Below are 15,715 nucleotides of genomic sequence, written 5' to 3'. Positions count from 1 at the left end.
GGATCCCAGACATCACACAGCGATCGCTAAGTATAACCTTTTATGCGCCCGTGAAGGCGCATATTGGTCGCTTAAGGAGTGACGACAATCGCAACGCGGCGGTTTTCGGCACGGCCGCTGGAGGTGCGGTTATCGGCCACCGGATCGCGTTTACCCATGCCGCGGGTTTCGATATTGGCACGAGGAATACCTACGCTGGCTAGCAGATCGGCCACTGCATTGGCGCGGCGCAACGAAAGCTGGTCGTTATAGCTGTCTTCACCGTAATTATCCGTATGACCGTCCAGACGGAATTGGGTGATGCCGACGCTCATCAGCGCACGACCCATTTTTTGTACCGTATCGGTACTTTCCGGGTTCAGTTTGCCGACGTTATTGCCAAACAGCACCTTGTCGGACAGGCCAAACTCCCAGCCGTTATCCGTCAGCTTAAACCCTTGTGACTGCAACAGGGCAATCTGCTCAGGCGTCAGGCCCTGCGGTTTGCTCTGGCAGCCGGCGAGGGCCAACAGGGCGATAAACATCATCGCCAGCAGTGAGAAACGGTTTTTTAGTGTTTGCTGTATCATAATCAAATCCCTAGTTTTATTTTATAGCCGGGGCTTTATTTCTGTATTGCCAGCCGCCAGCCTCCGTTATAACGATGCTTTGCCTGGTACATTGCATCATCAGCTTCGTGCAAGAGCCCTTGAGGCGTTACCGCATGCTCAGGGTAAAGGGCAATACCGATACTCAGAGAGGAAATCACCGCCTCGTCGTTCGGCAAAATTACCGGTTGGGTCATGCAGTCGATAATGTTATCGGCAATCTGCAGGACATCTTCCGTAGTGTGGACCGGTGCCAACAATACGGCGAACTCATCACCTCCCAAACGTGCCACCAGGTCGGTTTCACGTAGCTGTGCGCGAATGCGCCCGGCAATGGTGGTCAGCACCAGGTCGCCTGCAGCGTGACCGTAGCTGTCATTGACCTCCTTGAAGCGGTCACCGTCGATAAACAGCACCGCCAGCTTTTCGGTCGGTTTAATGTCCCCCAACGCACGGCTCAGTCGCCCTTCAAAGAAGGCACGGTTCGGCAAGCCGGTCAGGCTGTCGTGCGTTGCCCGGTGAGTCAGTGAATCATTTTCCTGTTTCAGGTGTGCCTGCCAGGCTTCCAGCTCATCGAGCAGGCCATTAAAGTCGACGCTCAGCTCATGCAGTTCGGCAATTGGCGCTGATGGCACCCGCAGGCCAAAGGCGCGATCGCGGCGTACCGCATGCGCGACATTGGCGATGTCATCCAGCGAACGGACGATGCCCAGCAGCATGCGGCGGGAAAGTACCAGCGCGCACAGGGTACTGAGCACCAGACAGGCGATCATGCCGACCATACCGCGCAACAGAAAACGCAGCAGGCTGCCGCCGTGGCCGAGCAGCCACACTTTGCCGACCTCTTTGCCTTCATGAGTTATCGGCAGGATCACCGGTTCCGGCAGCGCCCAGTGGGCCACGATTTCTTCCATACCGTGCAGCGGGCCATCTTTGGGATGACGCCAACTGGCGAGCACCTTGCCGTTGTTGTTCAGAATTCTTGCCTCTGATACTTCTTCTTTGGAGGCGATCAATACCAGTGCCTCACGTGCGGCGGTGCGGTCTTCAAACACCACGGCAGCTTCGACGGTATAGCTGATGGAGCGCGCAATCAGATGCAGGTTATGGTCGGCATAGGCGCGCAGCGCAAACAGCGCGACCAGCGTCAGGAAAATCCCGGCGGTGCCGACGGCAATCAGCGCCAGCCCAAGGTGCACCCGTTGCAGCACCCGCCCCAGCGTAGGTCGCGACTGACCCGATCGGTTCTTGCGCAACCACTTCATAGTGGAGGCGCCTGTTTGCGTGCCAGTTGTAGCACGTTGGGGTGAACGCGCACGCCGCTGCGTGCCAGTGCGTCAAGGTTCACTTTAAAGCTGGCCGTGTCGCCTTCGATCTGCAGGCAAAACGCGTTGCCGGCAGAGCATTCATCATCGTTCTCGCTGATGCTGAGAATGGAGTGGCCGTTAATGCGTTGCATAAAATTCTGTTTCTGACCGGCATTGATATTGCCCAAATAAATCACGTCACAGCCGGTGCTCAGCAACGGGCTGTCGAAAGCGATGCGCTCGGCTTTAATCGGCCGGGGGGCACTCAGCAAAATGGGATCGAACAGGCCTTCGGCATATTGTGTCGGCGCCGTTACGCACAGTCGGATGGGGTTGGGTTCACTGGGCCAGCGGGCATAGCTGATAATGCCGACCACCACGGTGGTGACGGCGTGGATGCGATTTTTATACGGATCGCCAGTCTCGGGACGCGCCAAACCGGGAAACGCCAACAGGGCGAGCAAAACCAGTGACAACAGACGGCTGCAGTCCAGACGTGCGCAAATGAAACTCGTGAGTGAGCTTTTTGCGCAGGTCGCTAACAACGCGGCATATTTTGCCATCTTCATCTGCCATTCCTGCCCACGTCCGCAGTACTGTTGCGGCAACATAACAATGAGAAGCCTGACCCGGTCGAAGGGATAATTATCTTGCTGAAAACTGTCAATCGCACTGCCTGATGAACACTATCTAACCCATAATTGGCGCGGATTGTATTATAAGATATCCCTGTTGCGCGCTTTATGTGCCGTTTTCTCGGAATTATCTTAGCTTTTTTTAATAGTATAAAAACGTCCGTCAGGGTTTGCCAGGCGTTTTCTGCAAAGTTAGCGCGGCAGGCCTGGGTTCTGGCGGTTTGCGCAACGTTTTTGCTTATCGTTTTGATGATCAAATCCTGCGACGGCTAATAATTTCAAATGGCTTAATTTTATATTGGCGGCGGGGATTAATAATTGTGGTTCCGATCGGTTGTTAGCGCCAACTCCAGGATGAAATGATTAATACGGCAAAATTGTCGTCAGCTTTAATTAATTTGTCAGTGAGGGTAAACCTTTTTTACCTGAAGCCCATCGTGACGATAAACTTCTTCTACCATAGTGAATGGATAAGCGATCCTGCTGTCTATGGTAGATGGCTGAGCGCGCTGCTCAGCACCCCCCTTTTGCTCTGGCGTGCCGGATAGACATATTCCACGACAGGGCGTGAAATACTCGGAGAGCCGGGTTCACCGACCCGTTGGCTGCTGACGTAACGCGGCAACGGGCTGAACCGGCTCTGGCAACACCATCAGCATTAGCGAGGAAAGAGTCAGTATGGTCAAGGTAGACAAGTGGCGGTTTTTAGCTGTGGGCCTGTGCCTGACGGCATTTTCAAGCGCCGCATTGGCGGACTCGCTGGACGCTCAGCGTCAGCGTTACCTGCAGATCAAGCAGGCGTGGGACAGCAATCAGATGGACGTGGTGGCGCAACTAATGCCGACGCTGCGTGATTACCCGCTTTACCCTTATCTGGAATACCGTGAGCTGACGCAAGACCTCAGCCAGGCCGGGTTCTCTGAAGTGAATGACTTTATCAAGCAGCATCCGACGCTGCCGCCGGCGAAGTCACTGGCTCCGCGTTTTGTTAATGAATTGGCGCGGCGTGAAGACTGGCGCACCCTGTTGACCTTCAGCCCGCAACCGCCTAAACCTATCGCGGCACGCTGTAATTACTACTACGCCAAATGGGCCACCGGCGATCAGCAAGCGGCCTGGAATGGCGTCGACGATATCTGGATGAGCGGTAAATCTCTGCCGGGAGCCTGTGACAAGTTATTCAGCGTCTGGCAGGGGGCTGGCAAACAAACGCCATCGGCTATTCTGGAACGCATGAAACTGGCGTTGAAAGAGGGTAACAGCGGCCTGGTGAACAGCCTCTACCGCCAGTTGCCGTCAGATTATCAGACCATGGGCGATGCCTTGGTGCGCCTGCAAAACGATCCTGCGACGGTCGAGTCCTTTGCCCGCAGCGTGGGCCCGACTGACTTTACCCGTGCGGCAACCGGCATCGCTTTCGAACGTCTGGCGCGTCAGGATGCGGAAAATGCCCGCGCGATGATCCCGACCCTTGTCCGCCTGCAAAAAATGAGTGACAGCGAGCAGCAGGGGCTGGAGGACGCGGTGGCATGGCGCCTGATGGGCAGCGATGCGACCTTTGAACAGACCCAGTGGCGCGACAAGGTGATCCTGCGTAGTCAGTCACCGGCACTGCTGGAGCGCCGCGTGCGCATGGCGCTGGGCGCCGGTGATCGTCAGGGGGTGGCGACCTGGCTGGCGCGTCTGCCAACGGAATCACGCAATAAAGATGAATGGCGATACTGGCGCGCGAGCATTTTACTGGATGAAGGCAAACGTAGCGAAGGGGAAGAGATCCTGCGTCGGCTGATGACCGAACGCGGCTTCTACCCGATGGTAGCGGCGCAAAAACTGAATACGCCTTATCCGGTGATGGTGGCAGTGGCGGCAAAACCCCGCGCTTCGCTGGTGGATGGGCCGGAAATTGCCCGGGTGCGTGAACTGATGTACTGGAATATGGATAACCTGGCGCGCAGTGAGTGGACTTCGTTCGTGGCCAGCCGCAGTCGCCCGGAACAGGAAGCGCTGGCGCGTTATGCTTTTGAGCAAAAATGGGCCGATCTCAGCGTGCAGGCGACTATTGTCGGCAAAATGTGGGATCACCTTGAGGAACGCTTCCCGGTGGCCTGGCCGCAAGAATTCCGCGCCGCGACTGATGACAAGGGGATAACGCCGAGCTATGCCATGGCCATCGCCCGTCAGGAGAGCGCCTGGAACCCGAAAGCGCAGTCACCGGTCGGGGCCAGCGGCCTGATGCAGGTGATGCCACGTACCGCACAGCATACCGTGCAGATGTACAATATTCCCGGTTACTCGAGCCCAAGCCAACTGCTTGATCCGCGCGTCAATATTATCATTGGCACCAGCTATCTGGAGTATGTTTACCAGCAGTTCGGCCGCAACCGTATCCTGTCCTCGGCGGCTTACAATGCCGGTCCATCTCGGGTGAATACCTGGCTGGGCAACAGTGAAGGGCGGGTTGATGCCGTGGCATTTGTCGAAAGCATTCCGTTCTCGGAAACCCGTTCCTACGTGAAGAACGTGTTGGCCTACGACGCATTTTATCGCTATCTCATGCACCGGCCGGCCAAAGTGCTGACCGATGCCGAGTGGCAGAGGCGTTATTGATTTTGACGTCGCTATGGTATGCTGCTGTACTAGTTAAATAGTATGGTGGCTTGCCATGACGCAATTATCGCTTAACGACCCGGCTCTTTCAGAACAAGGTAATGAGGATTGGCTGCGCTTTGTTGCGCTGCTGCAGAATTCGTTTGCCCAGGATCTGCATCAACCCCTGCTGCAACTGCTGCTGACGCCGGACGAACGCACGGCTTTAGGTACACGGGTACGGATTATCCAGGAGCTGATGCGTGGTGAAATGAGCCAGCGTGAGCTGAAAAACGAACTGGGGGCGGGAATTGCCACCATCACTCGCGGTTCGAACAGCCTGAAGGCGGCGACGCCGGCGCTGAAACAGTGGCTGGAACAGCAGTTGCTGGGCGATGCACAGTAGCGCCGCGCCCGGCAAAGGTTATTTCTGTGCTGCGTTGTTATGGTTCTGGTAGATCGGGTTGTGGAAAGGCACCAGCGCCAACAGCAGAGCCTGATGGTAAACGCTGGTGCGGCTCAATCGCCCATCGGTAAAGATACCGATAGCGCCACCCTGGCGCTTCACTTCGGCATTGCCGGTGATGATCGCCATCTCACTCCCCAATTCGCGGCCGGCACGAATTCCCTGTAAAATCGTCTCCGGCAGCATCAGACTGGCTGAGCGCGATTCGCCACGGGTATTCGGGTTTTCTACCGTCATCCAGGCGAAAGTCATATTCTCTTCGATTCCTGCTTCTACGCCGACCCAAAAGTCGGCCTCTGGGCGTACCTGCCGGGCTTCCATTACGCGCTGGCGTGCGCCGGTGCGGGTTTCGTGATTACCTATGGGTTGCAGTGAGACGCCGCTGGCGACGTCGACCGATTCAATGCGGCATTGGCCTGTGCCAAAGGTGTCATCAAAGGCCAGTTGAATAGCCTTGATCTTTGCCGGGTTGGTAGTTGCAGCGACAACATGATACATAACGGGTTTGGCATCCTTAAGCTAAGAGCCTATTCACTACGGCAGACGCTTGCGCAAGCGGCATCTGACGACGATAAACTCAGGTTTCACGCAGTATAACGGAAAAGCAAAATGTTACAGGTATACCTCGTTCGCCACGGCGAAACGGAATGGAATGCGGCTCGCCGCATCCAGGGCCAGTCCGACAGCCCGTTGACCGCTAACGGTGAACATCAGGCTCGTCTGGTTGCCCAGCGCGTCAGCAAACAAGGCATCACGCACGTGATTACCAGCGATCTGGGGCGTACCCGACGCACCGCGCAAATCATCGCAGAGGCTTGCGGCTGCGAGGTGATAACCGATCCACGTTTGCGTGAGTTGCATATGGGGGTGCTGGAAGAACGTCTGATCGATAGCCTGACGCCACAGGAAGAACAGTGGCGTAAGCAGATGGTCGATGGTACTGCCGACGGCCGTATCCCTCAAGGTGAATCCATGAGTGAGCTGGGTGACCGGATGCGCGAGGCGCTCGAAAGCTGCCTGATGTTGCCTGAGGGCAGCAAACCGCTGATTGTCAGCCACGGTATCGCTTTGGGCTGTTTAATCAGCACCGTACTCGGGTTACCGGCTTATGCCGAGCGCCGCCTGCGTTTACGCAACTGTTCACTGTCGCGAGTCGATCACCAGCAGAGTCCATGGTTGGCCTCTGGCTGGATCGTCGAAACGGCGGGCGATGTCACGCATCTGGACACGCCCGCGCTGGACGAACTGCAGCGTTAACGGCGGATCGGGATCAAATAGTCGCAGTTGATCTCGGTCGGCGGTTGGGGTGGCCGACGGTCACCCTTGGGATAAAAGCGCTCAATATCGTGCCCTTTACGGCGCGTCAGTTTGAGCGCCGGCAGGCAGGTGCCATAAACGGTCAGAATGAAGTCTTGCAGGCCAGAGGCCGGGCCTTCATAGCTGAACATCGCATACTCGCCACCTTGCAGTACCAGCGGCTGCCCGGCCACAATCTTGGCCGGTACGTGATGCGGCTCCAGCGCCGTGGTGTACAGCACTTCCTGTTCGTCGTCTTTTTCCTGACTCGGGCGTGAATGGTGCAGCCCGTACAGTACCGGCGGTAGCGTTTCGGCTTCGCCCAAATACTGGCGCCAGAATTGTGACCGCAATTCGGTACGGAAGTTGGAGATTTGCTCCAGCGTACAGGAATAGCTTTGCGTCAGGCCAATCAACTGTTGTTCTGGCAAGGTGACAAATTCTGGCTGCGGCAGAGTAAAGGCGCCCAGGCGGATCGGTGGACAGATGCCGAATGCGCTCCAGTCTTCGGCACGACGATACAGCGCTGGCGTTTGTGCAAACTGTTTTTTAAATGCGCGTGTAAATGTCTGCTGCGAGTCGAAGCGATATTGTAAAGCGATATCCAAAATAGGTCGGCTGGTTAAACGCAGCGCCACCGCAGCCTTGGATAATCTCCTTGCCCGGATATAAGCGCCGATGGCGTTACCGGTAATATCTTTAAACATCCGTTGTAAATGCCATTTAGAGTAACCTGCTTTGGCCGCCACATTGTCCAGAGACAGGGGTTGGTCCAAATGGCTTTCCAGCCAGATAAGCAGATCACGAATGATACCGGCTTGATCCATAGATCTTCCTCGTAGAGCTTTAGGGTAGGGACCCGAACTGTTTATTCATTACGCTGGTGCTTGCGCTATCAGACCAATCCATGAGCCATTTTGCGTAGCACTCTTTGCCTCTTGCAGCGGGTTGCGCAAGGGTTGGACAGGGGCACACCTTAAACGGGCGCAAAGATATAACGACGCCGCATAATAGCAATTTTTTTCCTCCGAGACTCTCAAAGATTTTTTTCACGCTCTGTGCTAAAAAGATCGGTGCGGACTGGAAAGATCCCTATTCTGTGACCTAAAACATAAACAATATTGATTGCCTGCGCCTATTTTTAGGATTCAGGCTATTGGAGTTAAGTGAATGAAAAAAGGATGGATATTTTTGTTTGGTTTAGTTTGCGCAACGGTAAATAGTGCGCAGGCAGAACAGGTTGGGTCGGTCGATACGGTATTCAAACTCTTTGGTCCGGACCATAAAATTGTGGTGGAAGCCTTCGATGATCCTGATGTTAAAAATGTAACTTGTTATATCAGCCGGGCAAAAACCGGTGGCATCAAAGGTGGGCTGGGATTAGCGGAAGATACCGCAGATGCTGCCATTTCTTGCCAGCAGGTCGGTCCGATTGAGCTGAATGATAAAATCAAAAATGGTAAGGCGGAAGGGACCGTGGTGTTCCAGAAACGAACGTCGCTGGTGTTCAAGAAACTGCAGGTGGTGCGTTTCTATGATAAAAATCGCAATGCATTGATTTATCTGAGTTATTCTGACCGTGTGGTGGATGGTTCACCGAAGAATGCGCTGAGCGCAGTGCCGATCATCCCTTGGGGTGAGGCAAAATAAGATTTGGGGTTCGACGGAACCCCAAATATTTTAACGCGGGAGGCTTACTCTTCCAGATCGCCGCAGAAACGGTAACCTTCACCGTGAATGGTGGCGATGATTTCTGGCGTGTCCGGTGTCGATTCGAAGTGCTTGCGGATGCGACGGATGGTCACGTCCACGGTGCGGTCATGTGGCTTCAGCTCACGGCCAGTCATCTTCTTCAGCAGTTCGCCACGGGATTGGATCTTGCCCGGGTTTTCACAGAAGTGCAGCATGGCGCGGAATTCACTGCGTGGCAGTTTATACTGCTCACCCGCTGGGCTGATCAGTGAGCGGCTGTTGATGTCCAGCTCCCAACCGTTGAACTTGTAGCTTTCAACCAGACGACGTTCTTCGCCGACGCTGCCCAGGTTCATGGTGCGTGACAGCAGGTTGCGTGCGCGAATGGTCAGTTCACGCGGATTGAACGGTTTGGTGATGTAATCATCAGCGCCGATTTCCAATCCGAGGATCTTATCAACTTCGTTATCACGGCCGGTCAGGAACATCAGCGCAACGCTGGCCTGTTCGCGCAATTCACGCGCCAACAGCAGGCCATTTTTGCCTGGCAGATTGATGTCCATGATAACCAGATTGATATCATTTTCAGACAGGATGTTGTGCATTTCTGCACCATCATTGGCTTCATGAACAACGTAGCCTTCCGCCTCGAAAATGCTCTTCAGGGTGTTACGAGTGACTAACTCGTCTTCGACAATCAGAATGTGCGGGGTCTGCATATATGCTACCTAAAATTGCCAACAAAATAGAAAATAGGAAGTACAGAAGTCTTTGTTTTCATAGCGGAGGGCAGAGATTAGCGCTCACGTTCCCTTCTACTCAATGACTAAAGTACGTAAACTCGTTCTTGATGCACTTTCCATCCCATGTCAACAAGATCGCTAGCTTGGTTGGGGCGCTATTCCTTACATCCCCAAAGGTGCCAAAACGGTGCATATCCTAACCGTATTAACAGCAATATAACAGTGCACACCGAATTCATCACCCAACAAAACTAAGGTTTGTTGACATATATCAAATTCAATTGTAGCACGTTAACAGTTTTGTGAAAAACACTTACAGAAATGCCAGGTTAAGTCACAGAACCCTAAATTCTGTGTTCGATTCAGCATTGTGGCACCTAATGAGGTAGAATTATTGGCTTGTTGATAAATGGCTTCTTTTAACGCTTTGATTAATAAGCGTAGTAAAACATAAGTAGCAATAATATGTATTACGCGCAATTTATCAGGTCAATAACCCATTTAACCCTATCTATCGCGTTCTCCGGGATTATTGTTGCACAGATGTAAATATAATCAGGCTATCCCAAACAGTCAAAAATACGCGATCTCTCATTCAGCGGAGTATTGATGCAGCTTCATATTGTTTTAGTGGCGCCGGCGCGGCCGGAAAACGTTGGCGCTGCGGCGCGGGCAATGAAAACCATGGGTTTCACTTCGTTGCGGATTGTCGACAGCGAAGCGCACCTGCAGCCGGCGGCTCGCTGGGTGGCTCATGGGGCGGGGGATATCCTCGACGGCGTGCAAACTTTTGCCACTCTTGAGCAGGCGCTGGCGGACGTGGATTTCACCGTTGCCACCACTGCTCGCAGCCGTGCGCGTTTCCATTATTATTGTACGCCGCAGCAACTGTTGGGCCAGTTGAGTGAACGCAGTCAGTGGGTAGGTCAGGCGGCGTTGGTGTTTGGCCGTGAAGATTCCGGCCTGACTAATGAAGAGCTGGAACTGGCGGATCTGTTGACCGGCGTGCCGATGCAGGCGGATTACCCTTCATTGAATCTCGGCCAGGCGGTGATGGTGTATTGCTATCAATTGTCGGAGCTGATGAATGTGAGTGCGCCACAGGAGTCGGTGGCCAATGAGGGCCAGCTCAAGGCGCTGCGTCAGCGAGCCGAGGGATTATTGACGGCACTGGAGGTCAGTGACGATCAAAAATTGCGCGATTGGTTGCATCAGCGGCTGGGTGCGTTGCAGCAGCGCGATACCGCGATGCTGCATACTTTGCTGCATGACATCGAAAAAAAACTGACAAAGTGATACCCGCAAACATGGCTGATTAGGCAGTGTGATCCACTACAAAAATGCCATCTGTCTGTCTTTTTATTCTGTCATTTGGCTTTTCGACTATTGCATTGCCCAGTTGCTCCGTTGGGCGATAAATAAGCAAAAACAAGAAATAATTTGACTTGGGATAGCGATTGCTTTAACCAATAGAGGGGACAGAGTAATTAATGAGACAGACAGACAAAATGCGAAATATCAGCCTGAACACAACAATTATTACCACCACCGATACCACAGGTAACGGGGCGGGCTGACGCGTACAGGAAACAAAAGAAAAAAGCCCGCACCTAACCAGTGCGGGCTTTTTTTTCGGCTTAAATTCGGGAGAGATAAGAAATGCGAGTGCTGAAATTTGGCGGAACCTCGGTAGCGAATGCAGAACGTTTTCTGCGCGTTGCCGACATCATGGAAAGTAACGCACGTCAGGGACAGGTGGCCACGGTCTTGTCCGCTCCGGCTAAAATCACCAACCATTTGGTGGCGATGATTGAAAAAACGGTAGCGGGGCAGGACATTCTGCCAAATATGAGCGATGCAGAACGCATCTTTGCCGACCTGCTGAGCGGCCTGGCGCAGGCGCTGCCCGGCTTTGAGTACGATCGTCTCAAAACCCTGGTCGACCAAGAGTTTTCACAACTCAAGCAGGTGTTGCACGGGGTTGCGCTGCTGGGTCAATGCCCGGACAGTGTGAATGCGGCCATCATCTGCCGCGGTGAGAAGCTCTCCATTGCCATCATGGAAGGGGTGTTTCGTGCCAAAGGTTTCCCGGTAACGGTGATCAACCCGGTGGAGAAATTGCTGGCTCAGGGGCACTACCTGGAGTCCACGGTAGATATCGCCGAATCCACACTGCGTATCGCTGCGGCGGCAATCCCGGCGGATAACATTGTGCTGATGGCGGGCTTCACCGCCGGTAACGACAAAGGGGAACTGGTGGTGCTGGGCCGTAACGGCTCTGACTACTCTGCTGCGGTACTGGCTGCTTGCTTGCGCGCCGACTGTTGTGAAATCTGGACCGACGTAGACGGCGTTTATACCTGCGATCCGCGCACTGTGCCGGATGCCAGGTTGCTGAAATCGATGTCGTACCAGGAAGCTATGGAGCTTTCCTATTTCGGCGCCAGCGTGCTTCACCCCCGCACTATTGCTCCCATCGCCCAGTTCCAAATCCCTTGCCTGATCAAAAACACCGCCAACCCGCAGGCCCCGGGCACGCTGATTGGCGGCGAAAATTTGGATACCGAAACTCCGGTGAAGGGCATCACCAACCTGAATAACATGGCGATGATCAACGTATCCGGCCCGGGGATGAAGGGCATGGTCGGCATGGCTGCGCGAGTGTTCGCCGTGATGTCGCGCGCCGGTATCTCGGTGGTGCTGATCACCCAGTCCTCCTCCGAATACAGCATCAGCTTCTGCGTACCGCAGAGTGAGCTGCAACGTGCGCGTAAAGCGCTGGAAGACGAGTTTTATCTTGAGTTGAAAGACGGCCTGCTGGAGCCGCTGGATGTGATGGAGCAGTTGGCGATCATCTCGGTCGTTGGCGATGGCATGCGTACTCTGCGCGGCATTTCGGCCAGCTTCTTCTCTGCACTGGCGCGCGCCAATATCAATATTGTCGCTATTGCTCAGGGGTCTTCCGAGCGTTCCATCTCAGTTGTCGTCAGCAATGACTCCGCCACTACCGGCGTTCGCGTCTGCCACCAGATGTTGTTTAACACCGATCAGGTGATTGAAGTGTTTGTCATCGGCGTCGGCGGCGTGGGTGGTGCGTTGATCGAACAGATCTACCGTCAGCAGCCGTGGCTGAAACAAAAACATATCGACCTGCGGGTGTGCGGTATCGCTAATTCACGCGCCATGCTGACCAACGTACATGGCATCGCGCTGGAAAGTTGGCGGGATGAGCTGGCCGGTGCGCAGGAGTCGTTCAACCTCGGCCGCCTGATCCGTCTGGTGAAGGAGTACCACCTGCTGAATCCGGTGATTGTCGACTGTACCTCCAGTCAGGCGGTGGCGGATCAATACGCCGATTTCCTGGCCGATGGTTTCCACGTGGTGACGCCGAACAAAAAGGCCAATACCTCGTCGATGAACTATTACCAACAGCTGCGCACCGCCGCTGCCGGTTCACGTCGCAAGTTCCTGTACGACACCAACGTCGGTGCGGGCTTGCCGGTGATCGAGAACCTGCAAAACCTGCTGAACGCCGGTGACGAACTGACGCGTTTCTCCGGCATTCTGTCCGGTTCGCTGTCGTTTATTTTCGGCAAGCTGGACGAGGGTATGTCGTTATCGGCCGCGACCCTGGAGGCCAAAGCCAAGGGGTATACCGAGCCGGATCCACGTGACGATCTTTCCGGTATGGACGTTGCCCGCAAGCTGTTGATCCTCGCCCGTGAGGCGGGTTACAAACTGGAGCTGGCGGACATTGAGGTTGAGTCGGTGCTGCCGCCGTCCTTTGACGCCACCGGTGACGTGGAAACCTTCATGGCGCGCCTGCCGGAGCTGGACAAAGAGTATGCCCGCAACGTAGCCAACGCCGCCGAGCAGGGCAAGGTACTGCGCTATGTCGGGGTGATCGAAAATGGCCGCTGCCAGGTGCGTATAGATGCGGTAGACGGTAACGATCCGTTGTATAAAGTGAAGAACGGCGAGAACGCTTTGGCTTTCTACAGCCGCTACTATCAGCCATTGCCGCTGGTGCTGCGCGGCTACGGCGCCGGTAACGATGTGACCGCAGCGGGGGTGTTTGCCGACCTGTTGCGCACACTGTCATGGAAGTTGGGAGTTTAATATGGTTAAGGTGTATGCGCCGGCCTCAATTGGTAACGTCAGCGTCGGTTTCGACGTTCTGGGTGCAGCGGTGTCGCCGATCGACGGAACCTTACTGGGCGACTGTGTCAGTGTAGAGGCCGCCGAAACGTTCAGTCTGCAAAATGCCGGTCGCTTCGTCAGCAAACTGCCGGATGATCCGAAAGAGAATATTGTTTACCAGTGTTGGGAGCGCTTCTGCCAGGAAATCGGTCAGCAGATCCCGGTGGCGATGCGGCTCGAGAAAAACATGCCAATTGGTTCAGGACTGGGTTCCAGCGCCTGCTCGGTGGTCGCCGGATTGATGGCGATGAACGAGTTCTGCAACCGTCCGCTGGATAAAATGACGCTGCTGGGCCTGATGGGCGAGCTTGAAGGCCGCATCTCCGGCAGCGTGCATTACGATAATGTGGCGCCTTGCTATCTCGGCGGCCTGCAACTGATGCTGGAAGAAGAAGGCTTCATCAGCCAGGAAGTGCCCTGCTTTAAAGACTGGTTGTGGGTGATGGCTTACCCGGGTATCAAGGTATCCACCGCCGAAGCGCGCGCGATCCTGCCCGCGCAGTATCGTCGTCAGGACTGCATCAGCCACGGTCGCTATCTGGCGGGCTTTATCCACGCCTGCCATACCCAACAGCCGCAGCTGGCCGCCAAACTGATGCAGGACGTGATTGCCGAGCCGTACCGCACCCGCCTGTTGCCGGGCTTTGCCGACGCGCGCAAGGCCTCCCAGGATATCGGTGCGCTGGCTTGCGGTATTTCCGGTTCCGGGCCGACGCTGTTCGCCGTCTGTGATGACGGCGCGACCGCACAACGCATGGCCGACTGGCTGACTAATCACTATCTGCAAAACGACGAAGGTTTTGTTCATATTTGCCGCCTGGATACCGCAGGCGCACGACTACTGGGATAACGCATGAAACTGTACAACCTTAAGGATCACAACGAGCAGGTCAGCTTTACACAGGCGATCAAACAGGGCTTGGGCAAACAGCAGGGGCTGTTTTTCCCGCTGGAGCTGCCTGAGTTTGAGCTGACTGAAATCGACCATCTGCTGGAACAGGATTTTGTCACTCGCAGTAGCCGCATTCTGTCGGCGTTTATTGGCGATGAAGTCTCTGAGGAAGCGTTGCATAAGCGTGTCGCGGCGGCCTTTGAGTTCCCGGCGCCGGTGGCGCAAGTGGAAGACGACATTGCCTGCCTGGAACTGTTCCACGGCCCAACGCTGGCGTTCAAAGACTTCGGCGGCCGCTTTATGGCACAAATGCTGGCGGAAGTGGCGGGCGATGAGCCGGTGACTATCCTGACCGCGACCTCCGGCGATACCGGTGCGGCAGTGGCCCATGCTTTCTACGGCCTGAAGAATGTGCGAGTGGTGATCTTGTATCCGCAGGGCAAAATCAGCCCGCTGCAGGAAAAACTGTTCTGCACCCTGGGTGGCAATATCCACACCGTGGCGATCGACGGCGACTTCGACGCCTGCCAGGCATTGGTGAAACAGGCATTTGACGATCAGGAACTGAAAGAAGCGCTGCATCTGAACTCGGCCAACTCGATCAACATCAGCCGCCTGTTGGCGCAGATTTGCTACTACTTTGAGGCGGTAGCGCAACTGCCGCAGGAAGCCCGTAATCAGTTGGTGATCTCGGTACCCAGCGGTAACTTCGGCGATCTGACCGCCGGTCTGCTGGCCAAATCATTGGGCCTGCCGGTGAAGCGTTTTATCGCCGCGACCAATGCCAACGATACCGTGCCGCGCTTCCTGACTAACGGTCAGTGGCAGCCGCATGCCACGGTGGCTACGCTGTCCAATGCCATGGATGTTAGCCAGCCGAATAACTGGCCGCGGGTAGAGGAACTGTTCCGTCGTAAGATCTGGCAGTTGAAAGAGCTGGGTCACGCCACGGTCAGTGACGAAACCACCAAGGACAGCATGCGTGAGCTGGCGAAGTTGGGCTATCTCTCCGAACCGCACGCGGCAATCGCTTATCGCGCGCTGCGTGACCAGTTGCAGGAAGGGGAGTTTGGTTTGTTCCTCGGCACGGCACATCCGGCCAAGTTCAAAGAGAGCGTAGAGGAAATCCTCGGTCAGGAGCTGCCGTTGCCGAAAGCACTGGCGCTGCGTGCCGATTTGCCGCTGCTGTCCCACAGCTTGCCGGCCGGCTTTGGCGAACTGCGTAAGTTCCTGATGGCACTGCCTGCCTGATTCGGTTTGGCTTAGGCCCTGGTATAAAAGCAAAAAGCCGTCATTACGACGGCTTTTTTA

At 55.1% G+C, this 15,715-nt stretch carries 15 protein-coding genes and 1 other annotated feature; of the genes, 9 read left to right on the top strand and 6 right to left on the bottom strand.

The genetic code is table 11. The annotated features are described in order from the left end of the window. Positions 1–71 precede the first annotated feature (71 nt). Genes yfiB through yfiR form a run of 3 tightly spaced genes read right to left on the bottom strand, consistent with a single transcriptional unit; the run spans position 72 to position 2,463 of the window. Positions 72–569 carry an outer membrane lipoprotein YfiB gene (gene yfiB / locus OC597_RS12625; RefSeq protein WP_261257229.1) on the bottom strand — a complete coding sequence of 166 codons (498 nt, stop codon included), beginning with the start codon at positions 567–569 and terminating at the stop codon, positions 72–74. 35 nt (positions 570–604) lie between these two features. Next, the gene (gene dgcN, locus OC597_RS12620) at positions 605–1,852 is read right to left on the bottom strand and encodes a diguanylate cyclase DgcN/YfiN (protein ID WP_261257231.1); all 1,248 of its coding nucleotides are present in this window, start codon (positions 1,850–1,852) and stop codon (positions 605–607) included. Continuing rightward, positions 1,849–2,463 (bottom strand): regulatory sequestration protein YfiR, encoded by a 615-nt coding sequence (yfiR, locus tag OC597_RS12615; RefSeq protein WP_261257234.1) that lies wholly within the window; start codon positions 2,461–2,463, stop codon positions 1,849–1,851. Before yfiR ends, dgcN begins: the two co-directional genes overlap by 4 nt. Positions 2,464–3,207: 744 nt before the next feature. Here yfiR and sltY point away from each other — a divergent pair. Together sltY and trpR are read left to right on the top strand one after the other, a co-directional pair. Next, positions 3,208–5,136 (top strand): murein transglycosylase, encoded by a 1,929-nt coding sequence (gene sltY / locus OC597_RS12610; protein ID WP_262208920.1) that lies wholly within the window; start codon positions 3,208–3,210, stop codon positions 5,134–5,136. A gap of 55 nt (positions 5,137–5,191) precedes the next feature. Continuing rightward, entirely contained in the window at positions 5,192–5,521 is a 330-nt protein-coding gene (gene trpR, locus OC597_RS12605; protein ID WP_112348510.1) for a trp operon repressor, read from the top strand. Positions 5,522–5,539: 18 nt separating this feature from the next. Here trpR and yjjX read toward each other — a convergent pair whose 3' ends face one another. Then, the gene (gene yjjX, locus OC597_RS12600) at positions 5,540–6,079 is read right to left on the bottom strand and encodes an inosine/xanthosine triphosphatase (protein WP_112348511.1); all 540 of its coding nucleotides are present in this window, start codon (positions 6,077–6,079) and stop codon (positions 5,540–5,542) included. 111 nt (positions 6,080–6,190) lie between these two features. Here yjjX and gpmB point away from each other — a divergent pair, with 111 nt between their 5' ends. Then, on the top strand, positions 6,191–6,838 hold the full coding sequence (gene gpmB / locus OC597_RS12595; protein WP_099063141.1) for a 2,3-diphosphoglycerate-dependent phosphoglycerate mutase GpmB: 648 nt from the start codon (positions 6,191–6,193) through the stop codon (positions 6,836–6,838). Here the strand turns inward: gpmB and robA are convergent. Beyond that, positions 6,835–7,704: an MDR efflux pump AcrAB transcriptional activator RobA gene (robA, locus tag OC597_RS12590; protein ID WP_112348512.1), complete on the bottom strand. Its 870-nt coding sequence runs from the start codon at positions 7,702–7,704 to the stop codon at positions 6,835–6,837. The two genes, gpmB and robA, sit on opposite strands and share 4 nt — an antisense overlap. A gap of 343 nt (positions 7,705–8,047) precedes the next feature. Between robA and creA the strand changes: the two genes are divergently transcribed. Continuing rightward, a complete protein-coding gene (creA, locus tag OC597_RS12585; protein WP_261257243.1) occupies positions 8,048–8,527 on the top strand; it encodes a protein CreA in 480 nt (159 codons plus the stop codon). 44 nt (positions 8,528–8,571) lie between these two features. Here the strand turns inward: creA and arcA are convergent, their stop codons facing one another. Then, positions 8,572–9,288: a two-component system response regulator ArcA gene (gene arcA / locus OC597_RS12580; RefSeq protein ID WP_004949989.1), complete on the bottom strand. Its 717-nt coding sequence runs from the start codon at positions 9,286–9,288 to the stop codon at positions 8,572–8,574. A 633-nt stretch (positions 9,289–9,921) separates the two neighbouring features. Here arcA and OC597_RS12575 point away from each other — a divergent pair. From OC597_RS12575 to thrC, 5 genes are all read left to right on the top strand, one after another. Next, positions 9,922–10,608: a tRNA/rRNA methyltransferase gene (locus tag OC597_RS12575; RefSeq protein WP_261285565.1), complete on the top strand. Its 687-nt coding sequence runs from the start codon at positions 9,922–9,924 to the stop codon at positions 10,606–10,608. A gap of 194 nt (positions 10,609–10,802) precedes the next feature. Next, positions 10,803–10,889, top strand: coding sequence for a thr operon leader peptide (thrL, locus tag OC597_RS12570; RefSeq protein ID WP_071592991.1), 87 nt, complete (start codon positions 10,803–10,805; stop codon positions 10,887–10,889). Further along, positions 10,828–10,946 (top strand) — a sequence feature (Thr leader region). It overlaps the preceding gene by 62 nt. Positions 10,947–10,971: 25 nt before the next feature. Further along, positions 10,972–13,431, top strand: a complete 2,460-nt coding sequence (gene thrA, locus OC597_RS12565; protein ID WP_262208916.1) for a bifunctional aspartate kinase/homoserine dehydrogenase I — start codon at positions 10,972–10,974, stop codon at positions 13,429–13,431. Position 13,432: 1 nt separating this feature from the next. Further along, complete coding sequence (thrB, locus tag OC597_RS12560; protein ID WP_261257251.1) at positions 13,433–14,362, top strand: homoserine kinase; 930 nt, start codon at positions 13,433–13,435, stop codon at positions 14,360–14,362. Between the two features lie 3 nt (positions 14,363–14,365). Beyond that, entirely contained in the window at positions 14,366–15,655 is a 1,290-nt protein-coding gene (thrC, locus tag OC597_RS12555) for a threonine synthase (RefSeq protein WP_261257253.1), read from the top strand. The last annotated feature ends 60 nt before the right edge of the window (positions 15,656–15,715 follow it).

Source organism: Serratia proteamaculans (assembly GCF_946227095.1).
GTDB classification, from domain to species: Bacteria; Pseudomonadota; Gammaproteobacteria; order Enterobacterales; family Enterobacteriaceae; genus Serratia; species Serratia proteamaculans_E.
The sequence above is the reverse complement of the archived record's forward strand: the minus strand, read 5'-3'. Positions and strand labels throughout refer to the sequence as shown.